The organism is Actinoplanes sp. NPDC051513, from assembly GCF_044454685.1.
Lineage (GTDB): Bacteria > Actinomycetota > Actinomycetes > Mycobacteriales > Micromonosporaceae > Actinoplanes.
Window position 1 is genome coordinate 70632 of record NZ_JBITDW010000011.1, and the last position, 13423, is coordinate 84054.

At 70.5% G+C, this 13423-nt stretch carries 12 protein-coding genes; 2 read left to right on the forward strand and 10 right to left on the reverse strand.

All coding sequences use genetic code 11. The features are described 5' to 3' along the window. Nucleotides 1-89: 89 nt before the first annotated feature. The 7 genes from ACIA5D_RS30955 to ACIA5D_RS30985 all read right to left on the reverse strand — a co-directional run bounded on the left by ACIA5D_RS30955 (nt 90) and on the right by ACIA5D_RS30985 (nt 7893). The gene (locus ACIA5D_RS30955; RefSeq protein ID WP_396033874.1) at nt 90-1271 is read right to left on the reverse strand and encodes an NAD(P)/FAD-dependent oxidoreductase; all 1182 of its coding nucleotides are present in this window, start codon (nt 1269-1271) and stop codon (nt 90-92) included. A gap of 82 nt (nt 1272-1353) precedes the next feature. Continuing rightward, entirely contained in the window at nt 1354-2298 is a 945-nt protein-coding gene (sigJ, locus tag ACIA5D_RS30960; RefSeq protein ID WP_396033875.1) for an RNA polymerase sigma factor SigJ, read from the reverse strand. Between the two features lie 73 nt (nt 2299-2371). After that, nucleotides 2372-3409: an ABC transporter substrate-binding protein gene (locus tag ACIA5D_RS30965; RefSeq protein WP_396033876.1), complete on the reverse strand. Its 1038-nt coding sequence runs from the start codon at nt 3407-3409 to the stop codon at nt 2372-2374. A 14-nt stretch (nt 3410-3423) separates the two neighbouring features. Beyond that, on the reverse strand, nt 3424-4503 hold the full coding sequence (locus ACIA5D_RS30970) for an ABC transporter permease (RefSeq protein ID WP_396033877.1): 1080 nt from the start codon (nt 4501-4503) through the stop codon (nt 3424-3426). Then, on the reverse strand, nt 4500-5300 hold the full coding sequence (locus tag ACIA5D_RS30975) for an ATP-binding cassette domain-containing protein (protein WP_396033878.1): 801 nt from the start codon (nt 5298-5300) through the stop codon (nt 4500-4502). Before ACIA5D_RS30975 ends, ACIA5D_RS30970 begins: the two co-directional genes overlap by 4 nt. Nucleotides 5301-5325: 25 nt before the next feature. Continuing rightward, on the reverse strand, nt 5326-6843 hold the full coding sequence (locus tag ACIA5D_RS30980; RefSeq protein ID WP_396033879.1) for a xylulokinase: 1518 nt from the start codon (nt 6841-6843) through the stop codon (nt 5326-5328). A 24-nt stretch (nt 6844-6867) separates the two neighbouring features. Beyond that, nucleotides 6868-7893, reverse strand: coding sequence for a zinc-dependent alcohol dehydrogenase family protein (locus tag ACIA5D_RS30985; RefSeq protein ID WP_396033880.1), 1026 nt, complete (start codon nt 7891-7893; stop codon nt 6868-6870). A 161-nt stretch (nt 7894-8054) separates the two neighbouring features. Between ACIA5D_RS30985 and ACIA5D_RS30990 the strand changes: the two genes are divergently transcribed. Beyond that, on the forward strand, nt 8055-9083 hold the full coding sequence (locus ACIA5D_RS30990; RefSeq protein WP_396033881.1) for a LacI family DNA-binding transcriptional regulator: 1029 nt from the start codon (nt 8055-8057) through the stop codon (nt 9081-9083). A gap of 42 nt (nt 9084-9125) precedes the next feature. On the opposite strand, the gene ACIA5D_RS30995 is transcribed toward ACIA5D_RS30990, so the two are convergent. From ACIA5D_RS30995 to ACIA5D_RS31005, 3 genes are all read right to left on the reverse strand, one after another. Further along, the gene (locus ACIA5D_RS30995) at nt 9126-10103 is read right to left on the reverse strand and encodes a LacI family DNA-binding transcriptional regulator (protein WP_396034010.1); all 978 of its coding nucleotides are present in this window, start codon (nt 10101-10103) and stop codon (nt 9126-9128) included. A 76-nt stretch (nt 10104-10179) separates the two neighbouring features. Next, nucleotides 10180-11037, reverse strand: a complete 858-nt coding sequence (locus ACIA5D_RS31000; RefSeq protein WP_396033882.1) for a tagatose-bisphosphate aldolase — start codon at nt 11035-11037, stop codon at nt 10180-10182. Nucleotides 11038-11066: 29 nt separating this feature from the next. Next, nucleotides 11067-12449, reverse strand: coding sequence for an FGGY family carbohydrate kinase (locus ACIA5D_RS31005; protein ID WP_396033883.1), 1383 nt, complete (start codon nt 12447-12449; stop codon nt 11067-11069). A 77-nt stretch (nt 12450-12526) separates the two neighbouring features. On the opposite strand from ACIA5D_RS31005, the gene ACIA5D_RS31010 reads away from it, so the two are divergent. Continuing rightward, entirely contained in the window at nt 12527-13135 is a 609-nt protein-coding gene (locus tag ACIA5D_RS31010; protein ID WP_396033884.1) for an AAA family ATPase, read from the forward strand. The last annotated feature ends 288 nt before the right edge of the window (nt 13136-13423 follow it).

Sequence of the window (13423 nt, forward strand, 5' to 3'; positions counted from 1 at the left end):
CAGGGGTAGTTGTGTGCGCGCCTGCGCCGGCATCGTAAGGCCTTTTGCCGGGAAACCGGTTCTCGGCTCGCACGCCGGCCGGATGGTCCTCAGCCGGCCGGCGAGACCAGGTCGTGCCCGGCGGGCTCCGCGATCACCGGGCGGGGCCGGACCGGAAGGCCCATCAGCGGGTGCTCGACGCCCCAGACCGCGCCCTTGCAGATCAGTTCCTTGTAGACGGCGGCCGTCCGGCCGGTGAGGATCGCGGACACCGGCCGGTCGTCGGCCGTCACGTACTGAATCAGGCCTTGCTTGCGGCCCAGCGAGATGCATTGGTTGAAGTAGCGCAGCGGCGCGTTCGGCATCTTGCCGCCGGTGAGCCGGGCCGCGATCGCGTCGGCGGCCTGCCACGCCATCGGGGTTCCCGAGGCGCACGACATCCGCAGCGGCTTGTTGCCGGCGCCCATGGCCAGGGCGGCGTCGCCGATGGCGTACACGTCCGGGTGCGAGACCGATCGCATGGTCGCGTCGACCACGATCTGGCCGGTCCCGGCCAGCTCGAGGGCGGTCGCCCGGGCGATCGGGTGGACCGCGAACCCGGTGGTCCACAGGGTGACCGTGGCCGGGATGACGGTGCCGTCGGCGGTCGTGATCCGGTCGGCGCCGACCTCGGTGACCTCGCAGTTCTCGTACACGGTGATCCCGAGGCGGTCGAAGACCTTGCGCACGTGGGCGCGGCCCTTGGCCGAGAGCCAGTCGCCGAGGCCGCCGCGGGCGGCGAGGCTGACGGCCAGGTCCGGGTGCGCCTCGGCGATCTCGGTGGTGGCCTCGATGCCGGTGAGGCCGCCGCCGACCACCACCACGGTCTGCCCGGCGGTCAGGCCGTTCAGCCGCTCGCGTAGCCGCAGCGCGCCTGGCCGGCTGGCGAGTTGGTGGGCGTGCTCGACGACGCCCGGGACGTCCCCCGGGTTCCAGCCGCTGCCGAGGGCGTAGACCAGGGTGTCGTACGCCAGCTCGCCGTTCTCGATCGTGACGGTCCTGCGTTCGACGTCCACGCCGGTGACCTTAGCGACCTCGACGCGTACCCCGGTGCCGGCGAACATCTCGCGGAACGGCCGCGGCTTGAGGTCCTGACCGCTCGCTACCTGATGCATGCGGACGCGCTCGACGAAGTCGGGCTCGGCGTTCACGAGGGTGATCGCGACGTCCGCCGGCCGGAGGCGCCGGGCCAGGCGGCCGGCGGCGATGGCCCCGGCGTATCCGGCGCCGAGAACGATGATGCGGTGCTGCATTTTCCTCGCTCCTGTCTTCGGGTTCTGCCCCTTGAACCGGGCAGCCCGCCGTTTCCTGACAGGAGTGGGTGTGAAGCAGGTCTCAGAACGCTGTGAACAGCGGCTTTCCATGATCCGAGCGCGCCCAGACCGCCGTGGCCCTCTCGAGCTTGTCGGGATTGACCTGGTTTTGCACCGCGGCGATCCCGTCGGCCGTGACCTCCAGGCACATCACGCCGACGACCCGCCCGTCGAGGACGGCGACCACCGCGGGATCCCCGTTGGCCACCCACGCGTACACCTCGGGCTCCCCGCCCACCACGGCCCGCTTGGCCTCGCTGGGCTTGAACAATCCCCGGAGGAACTTGGCCACCGCCGGCGCCCCCGAGAACGCCTTCGTCCGAGCCGGGATCTTGCCGCCCCCGTCCGCGCTCGACACGACATCGGCCGTGAGCAGCCGCACCAACGGCTGCGTGTCGCCACTGATCGCCGCTGCCAGGAACTCCTCGACCACCCGCCGGGCGGCCCCTTCGTCCAACTCGACGCGGGCCTTCCCCTCCGCCACGTGCTTCTTGGCCCGGTGCAGAATCTGCTGGCTGGCGCTCTCGCTGATGTCGAGGATCGCCCCGATCTCCCGGTGCGGATAGTCGAACGCCTCCCGCAGCACGTACACGGCCCGCTCGCCGGCCGGGAGGCGCTCCATCATCGCCAGAACCGCGAACGACACCGACTCACGCTGCTCCACGGTCTCGGCCGGCCCCAGCAACGGATCGCCGGCCAGCAGCGGCTCGGGAAGCCATTCCCCGACATAGGTCTCCCGGCGCGCGCGGGCCGAGGTCAGCTGGTTGAGGCACAGGTTGGTGAGCACCTTGGTCAGCCAGGCCTCGGGCACCTCGACGCGATCGACGTCGGCGCCCTGCCACCGCAGAAACGTCTCTTGCACGGCGTCCTCGGCCTCGGAGGCCGACCCGAGCATCCGGTACGCGATGGCCTGCAGCCGGGGCCGGGACGCCTCGAACCGTTCGACGTCGTGCCCGCTCAGCCCCATGCCCGAATTTTAGCCGGACAACGCGGGCGGCTCCCCGGCTCCATCGGGGCAGGGGAGCCGCCGCGCTCACTGATCAGCAGTCGGACTTGTACGCGGCCTGGCCGCCCTCGCCGTTGAGGTTGTCCTTGGTGATGGTGGTGAAGCCGGTCTGGATCTTCGGGGTGATCTGACCGCCGTCGAGGGCGGCCACGGCCTCATCGATGCCGTACTGGCCGATGATCCCGGGCTGCTGGGCGACCAGGCCCTGCACGGTGCCTTCCTGCAGCGCCTTGATCTGGTTCGGGCCGGCGTCGAAGCCGACGATCTTGACGGTGCCGGTCTTGCCGGCCTGACGCACGCCGGTGGCGGTGCCTTCGGCCGCGAACAGGTTGGCGGCGAAGACGCCGACGATGTCCGGGTCCTTCTGCAGCGCGGAGCTGATCAGGTTGGAGGCCGTCGCCGGGTCGTTGTGGGAGTACTGCACCGGCAGGTACTGGAACTTCGAATCCGCCTTGGCGGCCTCTTCGAAACCCTGGATGCGCAGGTCGACGGTGGAGACGCCCGGATCGGTGGACATCACCATGACCTTGCCGCCATCGGGGTTCAGCTTCTTGATGGCGTCGAAGGCCGCCTTCCCCCCGCCGACGTTGTCCGAGGCGATGGCGCTGGCCGCGTACGAGGGATCCTTGGTCGTGGTGTCGACGAGGATGACCTTGATGCCGGCCGCCGCGGCCTGTTGCAGCGGCGTCTGCATGGCGGTGACGTCGGTGGGGGCGATGAGGATGGCGTCGGGCTTGGCGGCCACCGCCGAGTCGAGGATCGGCTTCTGCAGAGTGGGGTCGAACTTCTGCGGGCCCTGGGTCTTGACGTTGACGCCGAGCTTGGCGGCCTCGGCCTCGATTCCGCATTGCATGGTGATGTAGAACTCGTCGCCGGCGACGCCCTGGATGAACACGATGTTGTAGTTCTTCTTCGCCTTCTCGGGCGCGACGGCGGCGGAGGCGGCCGGGGCGTTGGGGTCGGCGGCGGCCGTGTTGGCGGCGCTCTCGGTCGGCTTGGAGCTGGTACACGCGGTGAGAACGGCGACCACGGCGACACTGCCGGCCGCGGCGAGGATTCTGGATTTGTTCATCGGGACGGGATCCTTTACTTCTTGGTCCTGAGCAGGGAGAGGAAGGAAGGCCGGGAACTGCCGCGCAGCGCGGCGGCCCGGCGTGACTGGTCGACATAGACGGCGGCGACGAGGACGGAACCGACGGCGACGCCCTGCCAGAAGGCCTCGACGCCGACGATCACGAAGCCGGCCTGCAGCACGGCCGGGATGAACAGGCCGACGACGGTGCCGAAGATCGAGCCTTCGCCGCCGAAGATCGAGGTTCCGCCGATGACGACGGCCGCGATGACGTTGAGATTGGTCAGCGACTGCCCGGCGATCGTGGTGGTGCCGAACTGCGCCAGAGCCAGCACCGCGCCCAGTCCGGCGCAGGCGCCCGACACCGCGTACACCATGATCAGGTGTCGATCGACGTTGATGCCGACCCGGCGTGCGCCGAGCTCGTTGGAGCCGACCGCGTAGGTGTAGCGGCCGAACTTCGTCTTGTGCAGCACGATCCCGCCGATGATCACGACGATCAGGGCGACGAAGGGCAGCGCCGGGACGCCGGCGATCTTGATGTAGGTGTTGAAGTCGGTCAGCGACTCCGGGACCGAGCGGATGTCGATGCCGCCCGTGATGACCTGGGCCAGGCCGAGCGCGACGGACAGCGCGCCGAGCGTGACGATCAGCGGTGGGATCTTGGCTTTGGCGATGAGGAAGCCGTTGAGCGTGCCCCAGGCGATCCCGGACACGAGCGCCCCGAGGATGCCGACGGCCGCGGTGGACCAGCCGTTACCACCGACCGATTCCATCAGCTTCGCCGCGATGACGGAGGAGAAGACCAGCACCGAGCCGATGGACAGGTCGATGCCCGAGGTGATGATGACGAAGGTCATGCCGACACCGAGCACGGCCCAGACGGCGATGTTCTGGGAGATGAGCGAGAAGTTGCTGGTGGACAGGAACTTGGTGCCGGCGGCCGCGGAGAAGGCGGCAACGATGACGACCAGGACCCCGAGGATCCAGACGGATTGCATGCTCGCGATGCGTTTGAGGTAGGACTGCCGCGGCGGCGCCTCGACGACGGCTTGCTGGTCGGGGGCCTGGCCGGGAGGGGTGATGACGCTCATGACGCGCTGTCCTCAAGGGTGGCGGCGGAGTTCTTGCGGTCGTTGGTCTGCACGTCCAGGGCGCCGGTCATCGCGCCGACCAACTGTTCGACGGTCGTGCCCGCGGCGGGCAGGGTGGTGACCCGGGTGCCCAGGCGCATGACCTGGATGCGGTCGGCGACCTCCAGAACGTGGGGCATGGAGTGGGAGATGAGCACGACGGCGATGCCCTTGTCGCGTACGCGTTTGATGGTGTCCAGGACGTTCTTGGTCTGCACGACGCCGAGCGCGGCGGTCGGCTCGTCCAGGAACACGATCTTGTCGGCCCAGCTGATGGCCCGGACGATCGCGATCTGCTGACGCTGACCGCCGGACATCGAGCCGACGGGCGAGGTGAAGGAACGGACGGTGCCGCCGAGGTCCGCGAAGCCGGCCTCGGCCTTGGCGCGCATCCGCTTCTCGTCCATGAACCCGAGAGAGCCGAGCAGCCCTTTGCGGGGGATCTCGCGGCCCAGGAACATGTTCTGCACCGGGTTGAGGTGGGGGGCGAGAGCGAGGTCCTGGTAGACGACCTCCATGCCCATCTCCGAGGCCTGATGCGGGCTGGTGATGGTGACCTGCCGGCCCTCGAAGTACAGGTCGCCGGCGTCGATGTCGAGATTGCCGGTGAGGGCCTTGACCATGGTGGACTTGCCGGCCCCGTTGTCGCCGATCAGCGCGACAACCTCACCGGCATCGATGTCGAAGGACGCGTTGTCCAGTGCGCGGACGTGTCCGAAGCTTCGCGACAGGCCGCGCGCCTCGAGAAGTGGTGCCATGAGGGGATCACCTTTCGGTGTGCGTCTAACCGCTCAGAGAAGCGGCGCTGTACGGCGCCGAGCCGGCGTACGTGCCGGCCGTGGTGCTGTCGCTGTCGCTGTCACGCAGGGCGCGAACCTTGCGGCGGAAGGCCGCATGACGCCCGTCGTAGAGATCGTGCCGGTGGCTGCAGGGGTCGTTGCTGGATGCGGTGAGCGGGTGGCTGGGTGGAAAGCGGTCGGTCATGCCGGCGGCGCGGGCGCCGAGGAGGGCGGCGCCGAGCCCCGATGCCGCGGGCACCTCGACCGGCACGAGGGTCCGGCCGAGCACGTCGGCGAGCATCTGCCGCCACGCCGGGTCGGCGGTGCCGCCGCCGGCGAGTCGTAGTTGAGGGATCTGGCCGGTGGGGTCGAGGCTGTCGAGGGCGTCCCGGATGGCGAAGGCGACACCTTCCAGGGCCGCGCGCAGCAGATGGGTACGGTCGTGGCAGGGCCCGAGGCCGGTCCAGGCGCCGCGCAGGGCAGGGTCGAGGTACGGCGTCCGTTCGCCGTTGACGTGCGGCAGGAAGTACGGATCATCGGCCTGCGGTGCGACCGCGGCGGCCGCGTAGAGCTCGGGCCAGCGGGCGCCGAGGGAACGGCGGACCCAGTCCAGAGTGAGGCCGCCGTTGAGCACGGCGCCCAGCCGATACCAGCCGGTGTCGGTGGCGGCGCGGTGGAGGTGCGTGACGGGGTGCGCCGGCAACGGCTCGGGGCGTTCGGCAATGGGCATGACGAGCTGTGCGCCGGTGCCGATGGTCAGCTGCATCGTTCCCGGCTCGGTCAGTTGTGAGCCGAGCGCCGCGGCGGCGGCGTCGGCGGCGCCCGCCGCGATCGGCACGCCGGGGCGCAGGCCGAGCCGTGCCGCCGCGTCCGCGGTCAGCGTGCCGGCCGGCGCGGCGGAACGATCCAGAATCGGCGGGAGCTTGCCCGCGTCGAGCCCGAGGGCGGCGAGCAGCTCCGTGTCCCAGCTGTCGCCGGAGATGTCGTAGAGCAGGGTGGCCGACCCGTCGCTGGGTTCCGTGACGAACCGGCCGGTCAGCTGGGCCCGCAGCCAGTCCTTGGGCTGCAACGCCCAGCGCGCGCCCCGGTACGTCGCCGCCTCGTGGATCGCCAGCCAGGCCAGCAGCGGTCCCGCCATGCCCGGGCTGAGGGGATTGCCCAGCCGGGCGAGCAGCGGCTCCGGCAGCCGGCGGTACTCCTCGATCTGGTCGACGGCCCGGGCGTCGGACCAGAGCACGGCCGGCCGGACCGCACGGCCGTCCTCGGCCGCCAGCACGACTCCATGCATCTGGCCGGACATCCCGATCGCGCCGGGCTGCGAGCCGGCCTGGGCGACCGCCGCGCGCACCGCCGCCGCCGAGGCGTCGAGCCAGTCGCTCGCCGGCGTCTCGCTCCACCCGGGGTGGGGGCTGGAGACCGGGTAGTCGCGACGGGCCAGCGCGACGACCGTCCCGTCGAGGCGGGCGACCACCGCTTTCACTGAGCTGGTGCCCAGGTCGATACCCAGCACGGTCTGCGACATGGTCGGATCACCTCCTTCGACGGGTCAGGGAACGATGACGACCTTGTGGACCGTGGGGTCGTTCTGCAGGGCATCGAGGGCCTTGCCGTAGTCGTCCAGCGAGAAGCGGTGGGTGATGATCCCGTCGGTCCTCGCGCGGCCGCCGCGCAGCGCGGCGATGGCGGCGCCGAAGGACGAGATCTCGGCGAACGAGCCCTTGATCGTGATCTCGCGGCGGAAGACGTCGAACGGATGGACGGCGACGATGTCCTCGTTCCGGGTGACGCCGTACACCAGAACCGTGCCGCCGTTGCGGGTCAGTGGCACGCAGATGCCGCCGATCCGTGGCGAGCCGGTTGCCTCGACGACGACGTCGTAGCCGTCCCCGCCCGGCGAGGCCTGCTTGAGGACGGCGATGTCGGCCTCGGGATCGTCCCGGCTGATCTGTACGGTCCGGCCGATGCCCAGCGCCGCGGCGGTGTCGAGTTTGAAGGCCGTCGGGGCGGCAACTGTCACCGAGGATGCCCCGCCGTGCGCGATCAGCTGCGCCAGCAGCAGCCCGGTCGGTCCGGCGCCGAAAACCAGCACGCTCGATCCGGGCCGGAGGTCGAGAGTCTCCAGTCCGTGCATCGCGCAGCCGGCCGGCTCGGTGAACACGGCAGTGTCGGCGGGCAGGCCGTCGACGGAGAAGACCAGGGTCTGCGGGACGGCGACGTACTCGGCGAAGAAGCCCGGGAAGTTGCTGCCGTAGCCCTTGAGGTTCTCGCAGAGGATCAGGCGACCGGCACGGCAGTAGGAGCAGTGCCCGCAGTTCACATTCGGGTTGACCGTCACCTGCTCGCCGACCCGCAGGCCGGTGACACCCTCGCCGAGCTGTTCCACCACGCCGACCAGCTCATGGCCCGGGATCAGCGGGAAGACAGCGTTGAAGTCGCCCTCGTGGATGTGCAGGTCGGTGCCGCACACCCCGACCTGGCCGACCTTGATGAGCACCTCGCCGGCGCCCGCCCGCGGGACGGAGATGTCCTTCACGGCGTAGCTGCGCGGGGCGTCGTACACAACGGCTTTCAATGTCTTCCGCTCCTCGGTGACCGCGTTGTTAACCCGATGGAAACGAACACTAGGACATGACACCGGTGTCTGTCACCGGTGTCAGATAGAAAATCTTGACAATATGTCACCGGTGACACGGCGACGGCGCCGACGTATGTTCTCTGCGGGAGGTCGAGCAGATGAGCACGATGCGCCAAGTCGCGGAGCACGCCGGCGTCAGCGCCAAGTCCGTGTCCCGGGTCATCAACAACGACCGGTACGTGTCGGCCGACGTCCGTCGGCGGGTGGAGCAGTCCATCGCCGAGCTCAACTACGTGCCGAACGAGCTGGCCCGCACCTTCCGCTCCGGGCGTGACGCCGCGATCGGCGTGGCCATACCCGATCTCTCCGACCCGTTCTTCGCGCGTCTCACCCGCGAGATCGAGCAGATCGCCCGATCACGCGGGCTCGCGGTGCTGGTCACCAGCCTCGGGCAGGACGGCGCCGAGGAGCAGACCCGGGTCGAGGCCCTGCTGCGCCGGCAGCTGAACGGTCTCATCACGACCCCCGTGTCCGCGGACCAGTCCTACCTGAAGCCATGGCAGGACCGGATGGCCATCGTCTTCATCGACCGTCCGCCGTCCGGCGTCGTCGCCGACAGCGTTGTCGAGGACGACCACGGCGGCGCCTATGCGGCCACCGAGCACCTGATCGGGCACGGGCATCACCGCATCGCCTTCATCGGCGACAACATCGCCACCGCCACCACGGCCCGCCGTTTCAAGGGCTATCGCGACGCCCTTCGCGACGCCGGAGTCACCCGGGATCCAAGCCTGATCCGATTCGGACCCAGAACCGGACGCGAGGCCGGCACCGCCGCCGTCGACCTGCTGAACACCGACGCGCCACCCACCGCGCTGTTCTCCTCCAACGCCTGGTCCACCATCGGCATCATCCCGGCACTGCGAGTCGCGGGCTACCGGTCCGTCCCCCTGGTCAGCTTCGGCGACTTCCCCCTGTCCGAGGTCATCCAGCCGGCGCCGACGGTCATCGACCAGGACCCGGCCTCGGTCGGCCGGGCGGCCGCGACCCGGCTGTTCGAGCGGATCGAGCACCCCCGGCGCCGGCTCAAGCGGCAGATCGTTCTGCCGGTGCCGCTGATCGCCCGTGAGTCATGTTGCGGCCAGGAAAGCCTGCCGGCCCCCTCCGCCGCGGCGCTGGCGATGTAGCCGCCCTACAACCTTGACCTGCCTGCCCGAACAGGCCTCGGCTCAGCGCCGAGTGACCTTGCAGGACTCGCGTTCGATCAGCGTGACGTCGAGGATCGTGGTGCGCCGCAGGCGGCGTTTCGGATGGTCCACGCGCTCGAACACGCGATTCGCGGCGAACCGGCCGATCTGGTCGGGATCCTGATCGATCACGGTCAGGGCGGGGTGCAGGATGTCGGCCATCGGGAAGTCGCCGAACCCGACGACGGCCAACTCGTTCGCCGGCAGCGCGTGCACCACCAGCATCGAGCTGCGGGCGTTGGAGGAGAAGATGGCGGTCGGGCGGTCGGCCAGGCCGAGCAGCCGGGTCACCGCGGCCTCGGTGGCCTCGCGGTCGTTGACGTTCGCCGCCACCAACTCGTCGTCCGGTTCGATGCCGGCCTCGGTGAGCGCGCGGCGATAGCCGGCCAGGCGGTTGGTCTCGGTGGACAGGTGCAGGGCGTCGGCGACGTACGCGATCCGCCGGTGGCCGTGCTCGATCAGGTGGCGGGTGGCCAGGTAACCGCCGGCCTCGTCGTTGTCGGCGAAGGTGTCGGCGGACAGGCCGCCCGGCGCCCGATCGACGAACACCACGGGCGTGCTGTCCGTCCATCGTTTCAGCCACGAGTGATCGACCCCGATCGGGGCGACGATCAGGCCGGCGAGCCGGCGGCTGAGCAACGACTCGAGGATGTCGCGTTCGCGGCCCGGATCGTCGCCGAGATTCGTGAGCAGGGTGGCCACGCCCCGGTCGCGGGCAATGCCGTCGACGGCCCGGGCGATCGCGGCGAAGAAGGGGTCGACGACGTCCGGAACGGCCACGCCGATGGCCGAGGACCGGCCGGCGCGGAAGGTCGTGGCGAGGACGTTGGGGACGTAGTTGAGCTCCGTCATGACCTGCTCCACGTGGGAACGGGTCTCGGGGAGCACGTGCGGGTCGTTGTTGAACACCCGGGAAACCGTCTTCGCGCTCACGCCGGCGCGCGCGGCCACCTCCCGCATCGTCGCCACAGGGCCACCTCCCGGTCGTGTCGTGAGCGCTGCCGCAGCATATCCGAGCTGCTGTAACGCCAAGGATTCAGCGGCGGCCGTCCACCGCCTCCGCAAGCTCGTACAGGCGGGGCAGGGCGCGCTTGGTCAGATAGTCCTTACGGAGATCGTGCGACACCGACAGGCTGTCCTTCCACAGCGAGCGGCCCGCCATCGCCCCGCCGGCGCCGTTCGCCATCGCGGTAGTGACCTGCACGAGGAAGGTCTCGTGGTCGACGCCGGCCGACAGCACGGCCCACGGCACGCCGTCGGCGGCGGCGGTGACCGCGGCGCAGCCCCGCGCGGAGCCGGGATACTGGAGCTTCAGCACCTTCGCCCCGCACGCGACGGCCAGCCGGGCGCCGTCGGCCACGAGGCCGGGGAATGCCGCCGCGTACTGCTCCTCGGTCTCGTCCTCGAGGCGATAGGTCAACAGCTCGACGATCAGCAGTACGCCCTCGGCCGTGCACGCCCGGATGAGCGCGCTCATCTCGGCAGCGACGCGGGACTGCTCGTCCTGCCGGTCCGGGCGCAGGTACCACAGCATCTTGGCGGCGTCGCCACCGAGCTCACGCACGCGCCGGGCGGTCATGCCCGGCACGAACAGGGTGTGCCGCAGCCCGTCGACGGTCTCGAACCCGGAGGCGTCCATGCCGACGACCAGCGAGGTGCCCCGGATCAGGACGCCGTCGTCGACGACGGCCGGCAGCGCGACCTCCGGGTCGAGCAGGATGGCCGGGGCGTTGTTGGCCAGGTAGCGGACGAGGTCGGCCTTCGCCGCGGCCAGCTCGGCGGTGCTGATCGACGCGGGTCCGTCCGGCGCGTCGTCCATCGCCGCCTTCATGCCGTTGCGCTGGTCGGCGGCGACGATGAGCATCCGGCCGCCGGGGGTGGAGATCGCGGACATGCCTCGTCGTTCGATGGTGGTCAGCGGGTTCACGATGCGGTTCCAATCTTGGGTGGGGTCGTGTTCAGCACGCGTGCGGCGACCCGGGTGGCCCCGTACGCGGTCTCCTGGTCGCGGGCCGACGCCGTCATCGACGGCAGGACGCGGGCCCGGGCGCGCCGCACCGCGGCCATGCTGGCCCAGCCGCCGGTGAGGGTGGCGGTGGCCGCGGGTGGCAGTTCCCGGTCCATGGCTTCGATCAGCAGCGCGATCTCGTCGTTGCTGTGGCGCAGCACCGCGCCGAACGCCTCGGCCGGGCTGATGCCGTCGGTGCGGACGGTCAGTTTGAGGACGCCGTCGTCATTGCGTGCCCCGGAGACGTCGATGGCGTCGGCGGGCAGCCTTCCCTCATAGGGCAACGCCATGACGGCGCTGTCGAGGTGGTCGCGGCCCGGCCGGTCGTGGATGCCGGCGGTCTGCAGGATCCGGCGCAGCAGGAGTCCGGTCTTCACCCCGGCGACGAGCACGTGCTTGCCGGGTACGACGTGGCGGACCTCGTTGATCAGATGGTCGGCGAGGCGGCGCCGGGCGTCGAAGCCGAGCGGACCGTCGATCACGCGCAGCAGAACCTCGGCCGTGCCCATGGACACGTGGTAGTGGTCGGCCGGCAGCCGGCCGGTGGCCTCGGCCGCGACGAGGTGGTCGTGTCCGGCGACGGTCAGCAGCGCGCCGGCCATGCTGTCCGGGACCACGCCGATGCTCGCCTCGCCGAGCGGAGTGCCGGCTTCGACCAGTGCCGGCAGGAATGTCTCGTCGATTCCCAGGACGTCGAGCATCCGGGGCCACGGGCGGCCGGTGTCCTGGTCGAGCAGCCCGGTCCGCGAGGTCAGCGACTGCTCCAGCGCGGTGCTGCCGCCGAGGGTGGCCGCGACGAACTCCGGCAGGTTGAGCCAGCGCGAGCCGGGCAGCGGCACACCCTGGTCGCGCAGCCAGGCCAGCTTCGCCACGCTGACCTGCGCGCCCAGCGGCAGACCGGTGCGGCCGGCGAACTCGGCGTGGATCTCGGCAGGAAAGGCCGCGGCCTGGTCGCCACCCCGCGGGTCGAACCACGCCATTCCGGGGGCGATGGCAGCGCCGTACCGGTCGATGATCATGCCGGTCTCCGCCATGCCCGCGATCGCGATGGCGTCGATCGGCGCCGCGGTCGCCGCGGCGACCGCACGGGCGCCGGCGTCGAGCAGCGATCGTACGGCGCCGAGGAGCGCATCGGCCGTCATCTCGGTGATGCCGCCCGGGCCGGAGCTCCACGGCGTCGGCACCTGCGCGGCGCCGATCTCGGCGCCGGCCTCGTCGGTGACGAGCATCTTCATGCTGGTGCTGCCGAGGTCGATGCCCGCAACCAGGCGTGACGGGGGGCCGGCAGGGTCTGCCACAGGAGTTCTCCTAGCCGCTGGGATTTCCTCATGTCACCGGTGTCACGACGGAACATGTCACCGGTAACATGGCCTTCATGATGTGGCCCCCCTCGATGGATTGTCAACCGGTCGAGCCCCTTGTCGTGGCCATCGCCGGAGTAGCGGGAAGCGGCAAATCGACGCTCGGCCGAGCTCTCGCGGCGGCCCTCGGGGCGCCGATGCTCGACCTGGACTCCATCACGAATCCGCTGCTCGACCACCTTCCGGCGGACATCTTCGGCGATCACTGGCTCGCGTCGCCGCACCACGAAGCGATCCGCGATGGCCGCTATGCCGCCCTGCGCGCTGTAACGCGTGACACCCTGTCCACCGCGGGCCAGGCCGTCCTGGTCGCACCGTTCACGGCCGAACTGCGCGGCGGCAAGGATTGGGATCTGCTACGCGAGGCGTCGGACCCCGCCACCCTCCTCATGATCCACATAGATGGCGACGCCGACCTGTTCGCCGCGCGCCGGGCACAACGCGGGGAAGGACGGGACCGGCACCGGACGCCGCCGCCGCCGGCCCCTCCCCCGGCCGTACCGGTGCTCGCCATCGACGCCGCGCACACCACCGATCAACAGCTCCGGCGAGTCCTGGCCGCCCTCGGGCGCCGGGCCACCTGGACACGTTCCGGGTCGGAGTCTGGCTCAGACCCACTTTGAAGCTTGCGGGCGATCGTCTCGGTCCCGCCTGATCTGCCATCGCCGCGCTTTGCTCTGCTCACCTATACGCACAGCTCTGTGGTCGTGCCGAGTTCGGGAGGCGGCAACCCACGGATGGCCGCGACGGGCGGCACTCACAGTGACCAAGCACGACCCCCGGCCATGGCAACCCCAACTCAGCCACCACCCCGCCGCGACGGGCGGCACTCGGCGCGGGCGAGCAGGCACGCCGGTTAACCCGTCCCGGAGGATGCCATCCCAGGGCGTTGGGCCGATTGTGTGGGGTGG

Bases quoted from the DNA above. Each gene is read 5' to 3' on its own strand.
- ACIA5D_RS31010 (WP_396033884.1), top strand. From the start codon at position 12,527: ATGATGTGGCCCCCCTCGATGGATTGTCAACCGGTCGAGCCCCTTGTC.
- ACIA5D_RS30980 (WP_396033879.1), bottom strand. From the start codon at position 6,843: ATGTCGCAGACCGTGCTGGGTATCGACCTGGGCACCAGCTCAGTGAAA.
- ACIA5D_RS30955 (WP_396033874.1), bottom strand. From the start codon at position 1,271: ATGCAGCACCGCATCATCGTTCTCGGCGCCGGATACGCCGGGGCCATC.
- sigJ (WP_396033875.1), bottom strand. From the start codon at position 2,298: ATGGGGCTGAGCGGGCACGACGTCGAACGGTTCGAGGCGTCCCGGCCC.
- ACIA5D_RS30995 (WP_396034010.1), bottom strand. From the start codon at position 10,103: ATGCGGGAGGTGGCCGCGCGCGCCGGCGTGAGCGCGAAGACGGTTTCC.
- ACIA5D_RS30970 (WP_396033877.1), bottom strand. From the start codon at position 4,503: ATGAGCGTCATCACCCCTCCCGGCCAGGCCCCCGACCAGCAAGCCGTC.
- ACIA5D_RS30990 (WP_396033881.1), top strand. From the start codon at position 8,055: ATGAGCACGATGCGCCAAGTCGCGGAGCACGCCGGCGTCAGCGCCAAG.
- ACIA5D_RS30965 (WP_396033876.1), bottom strand. From the start codon at position 3,409: ATGAACAAATCCAGAATCCTCGCCGCGGCCGGCAGTGTCGCCGTGGTC.
- ACIA5D_RS30975 (WP_396033878.1), bottom strand. From the start codon at position 5,300: ATGGCACCACTTCTCGAGGCGCGCGGCCTGTCGCGAAGCTTCGGACAC.
- ACIA5D_RS31000 (WP_396033882.1), bottom strand. From the start codon at position 11,037: ATGTCCGCGATCTCCACCCCCGGCGGCCGGATGCTCATCGTCGCCGCC.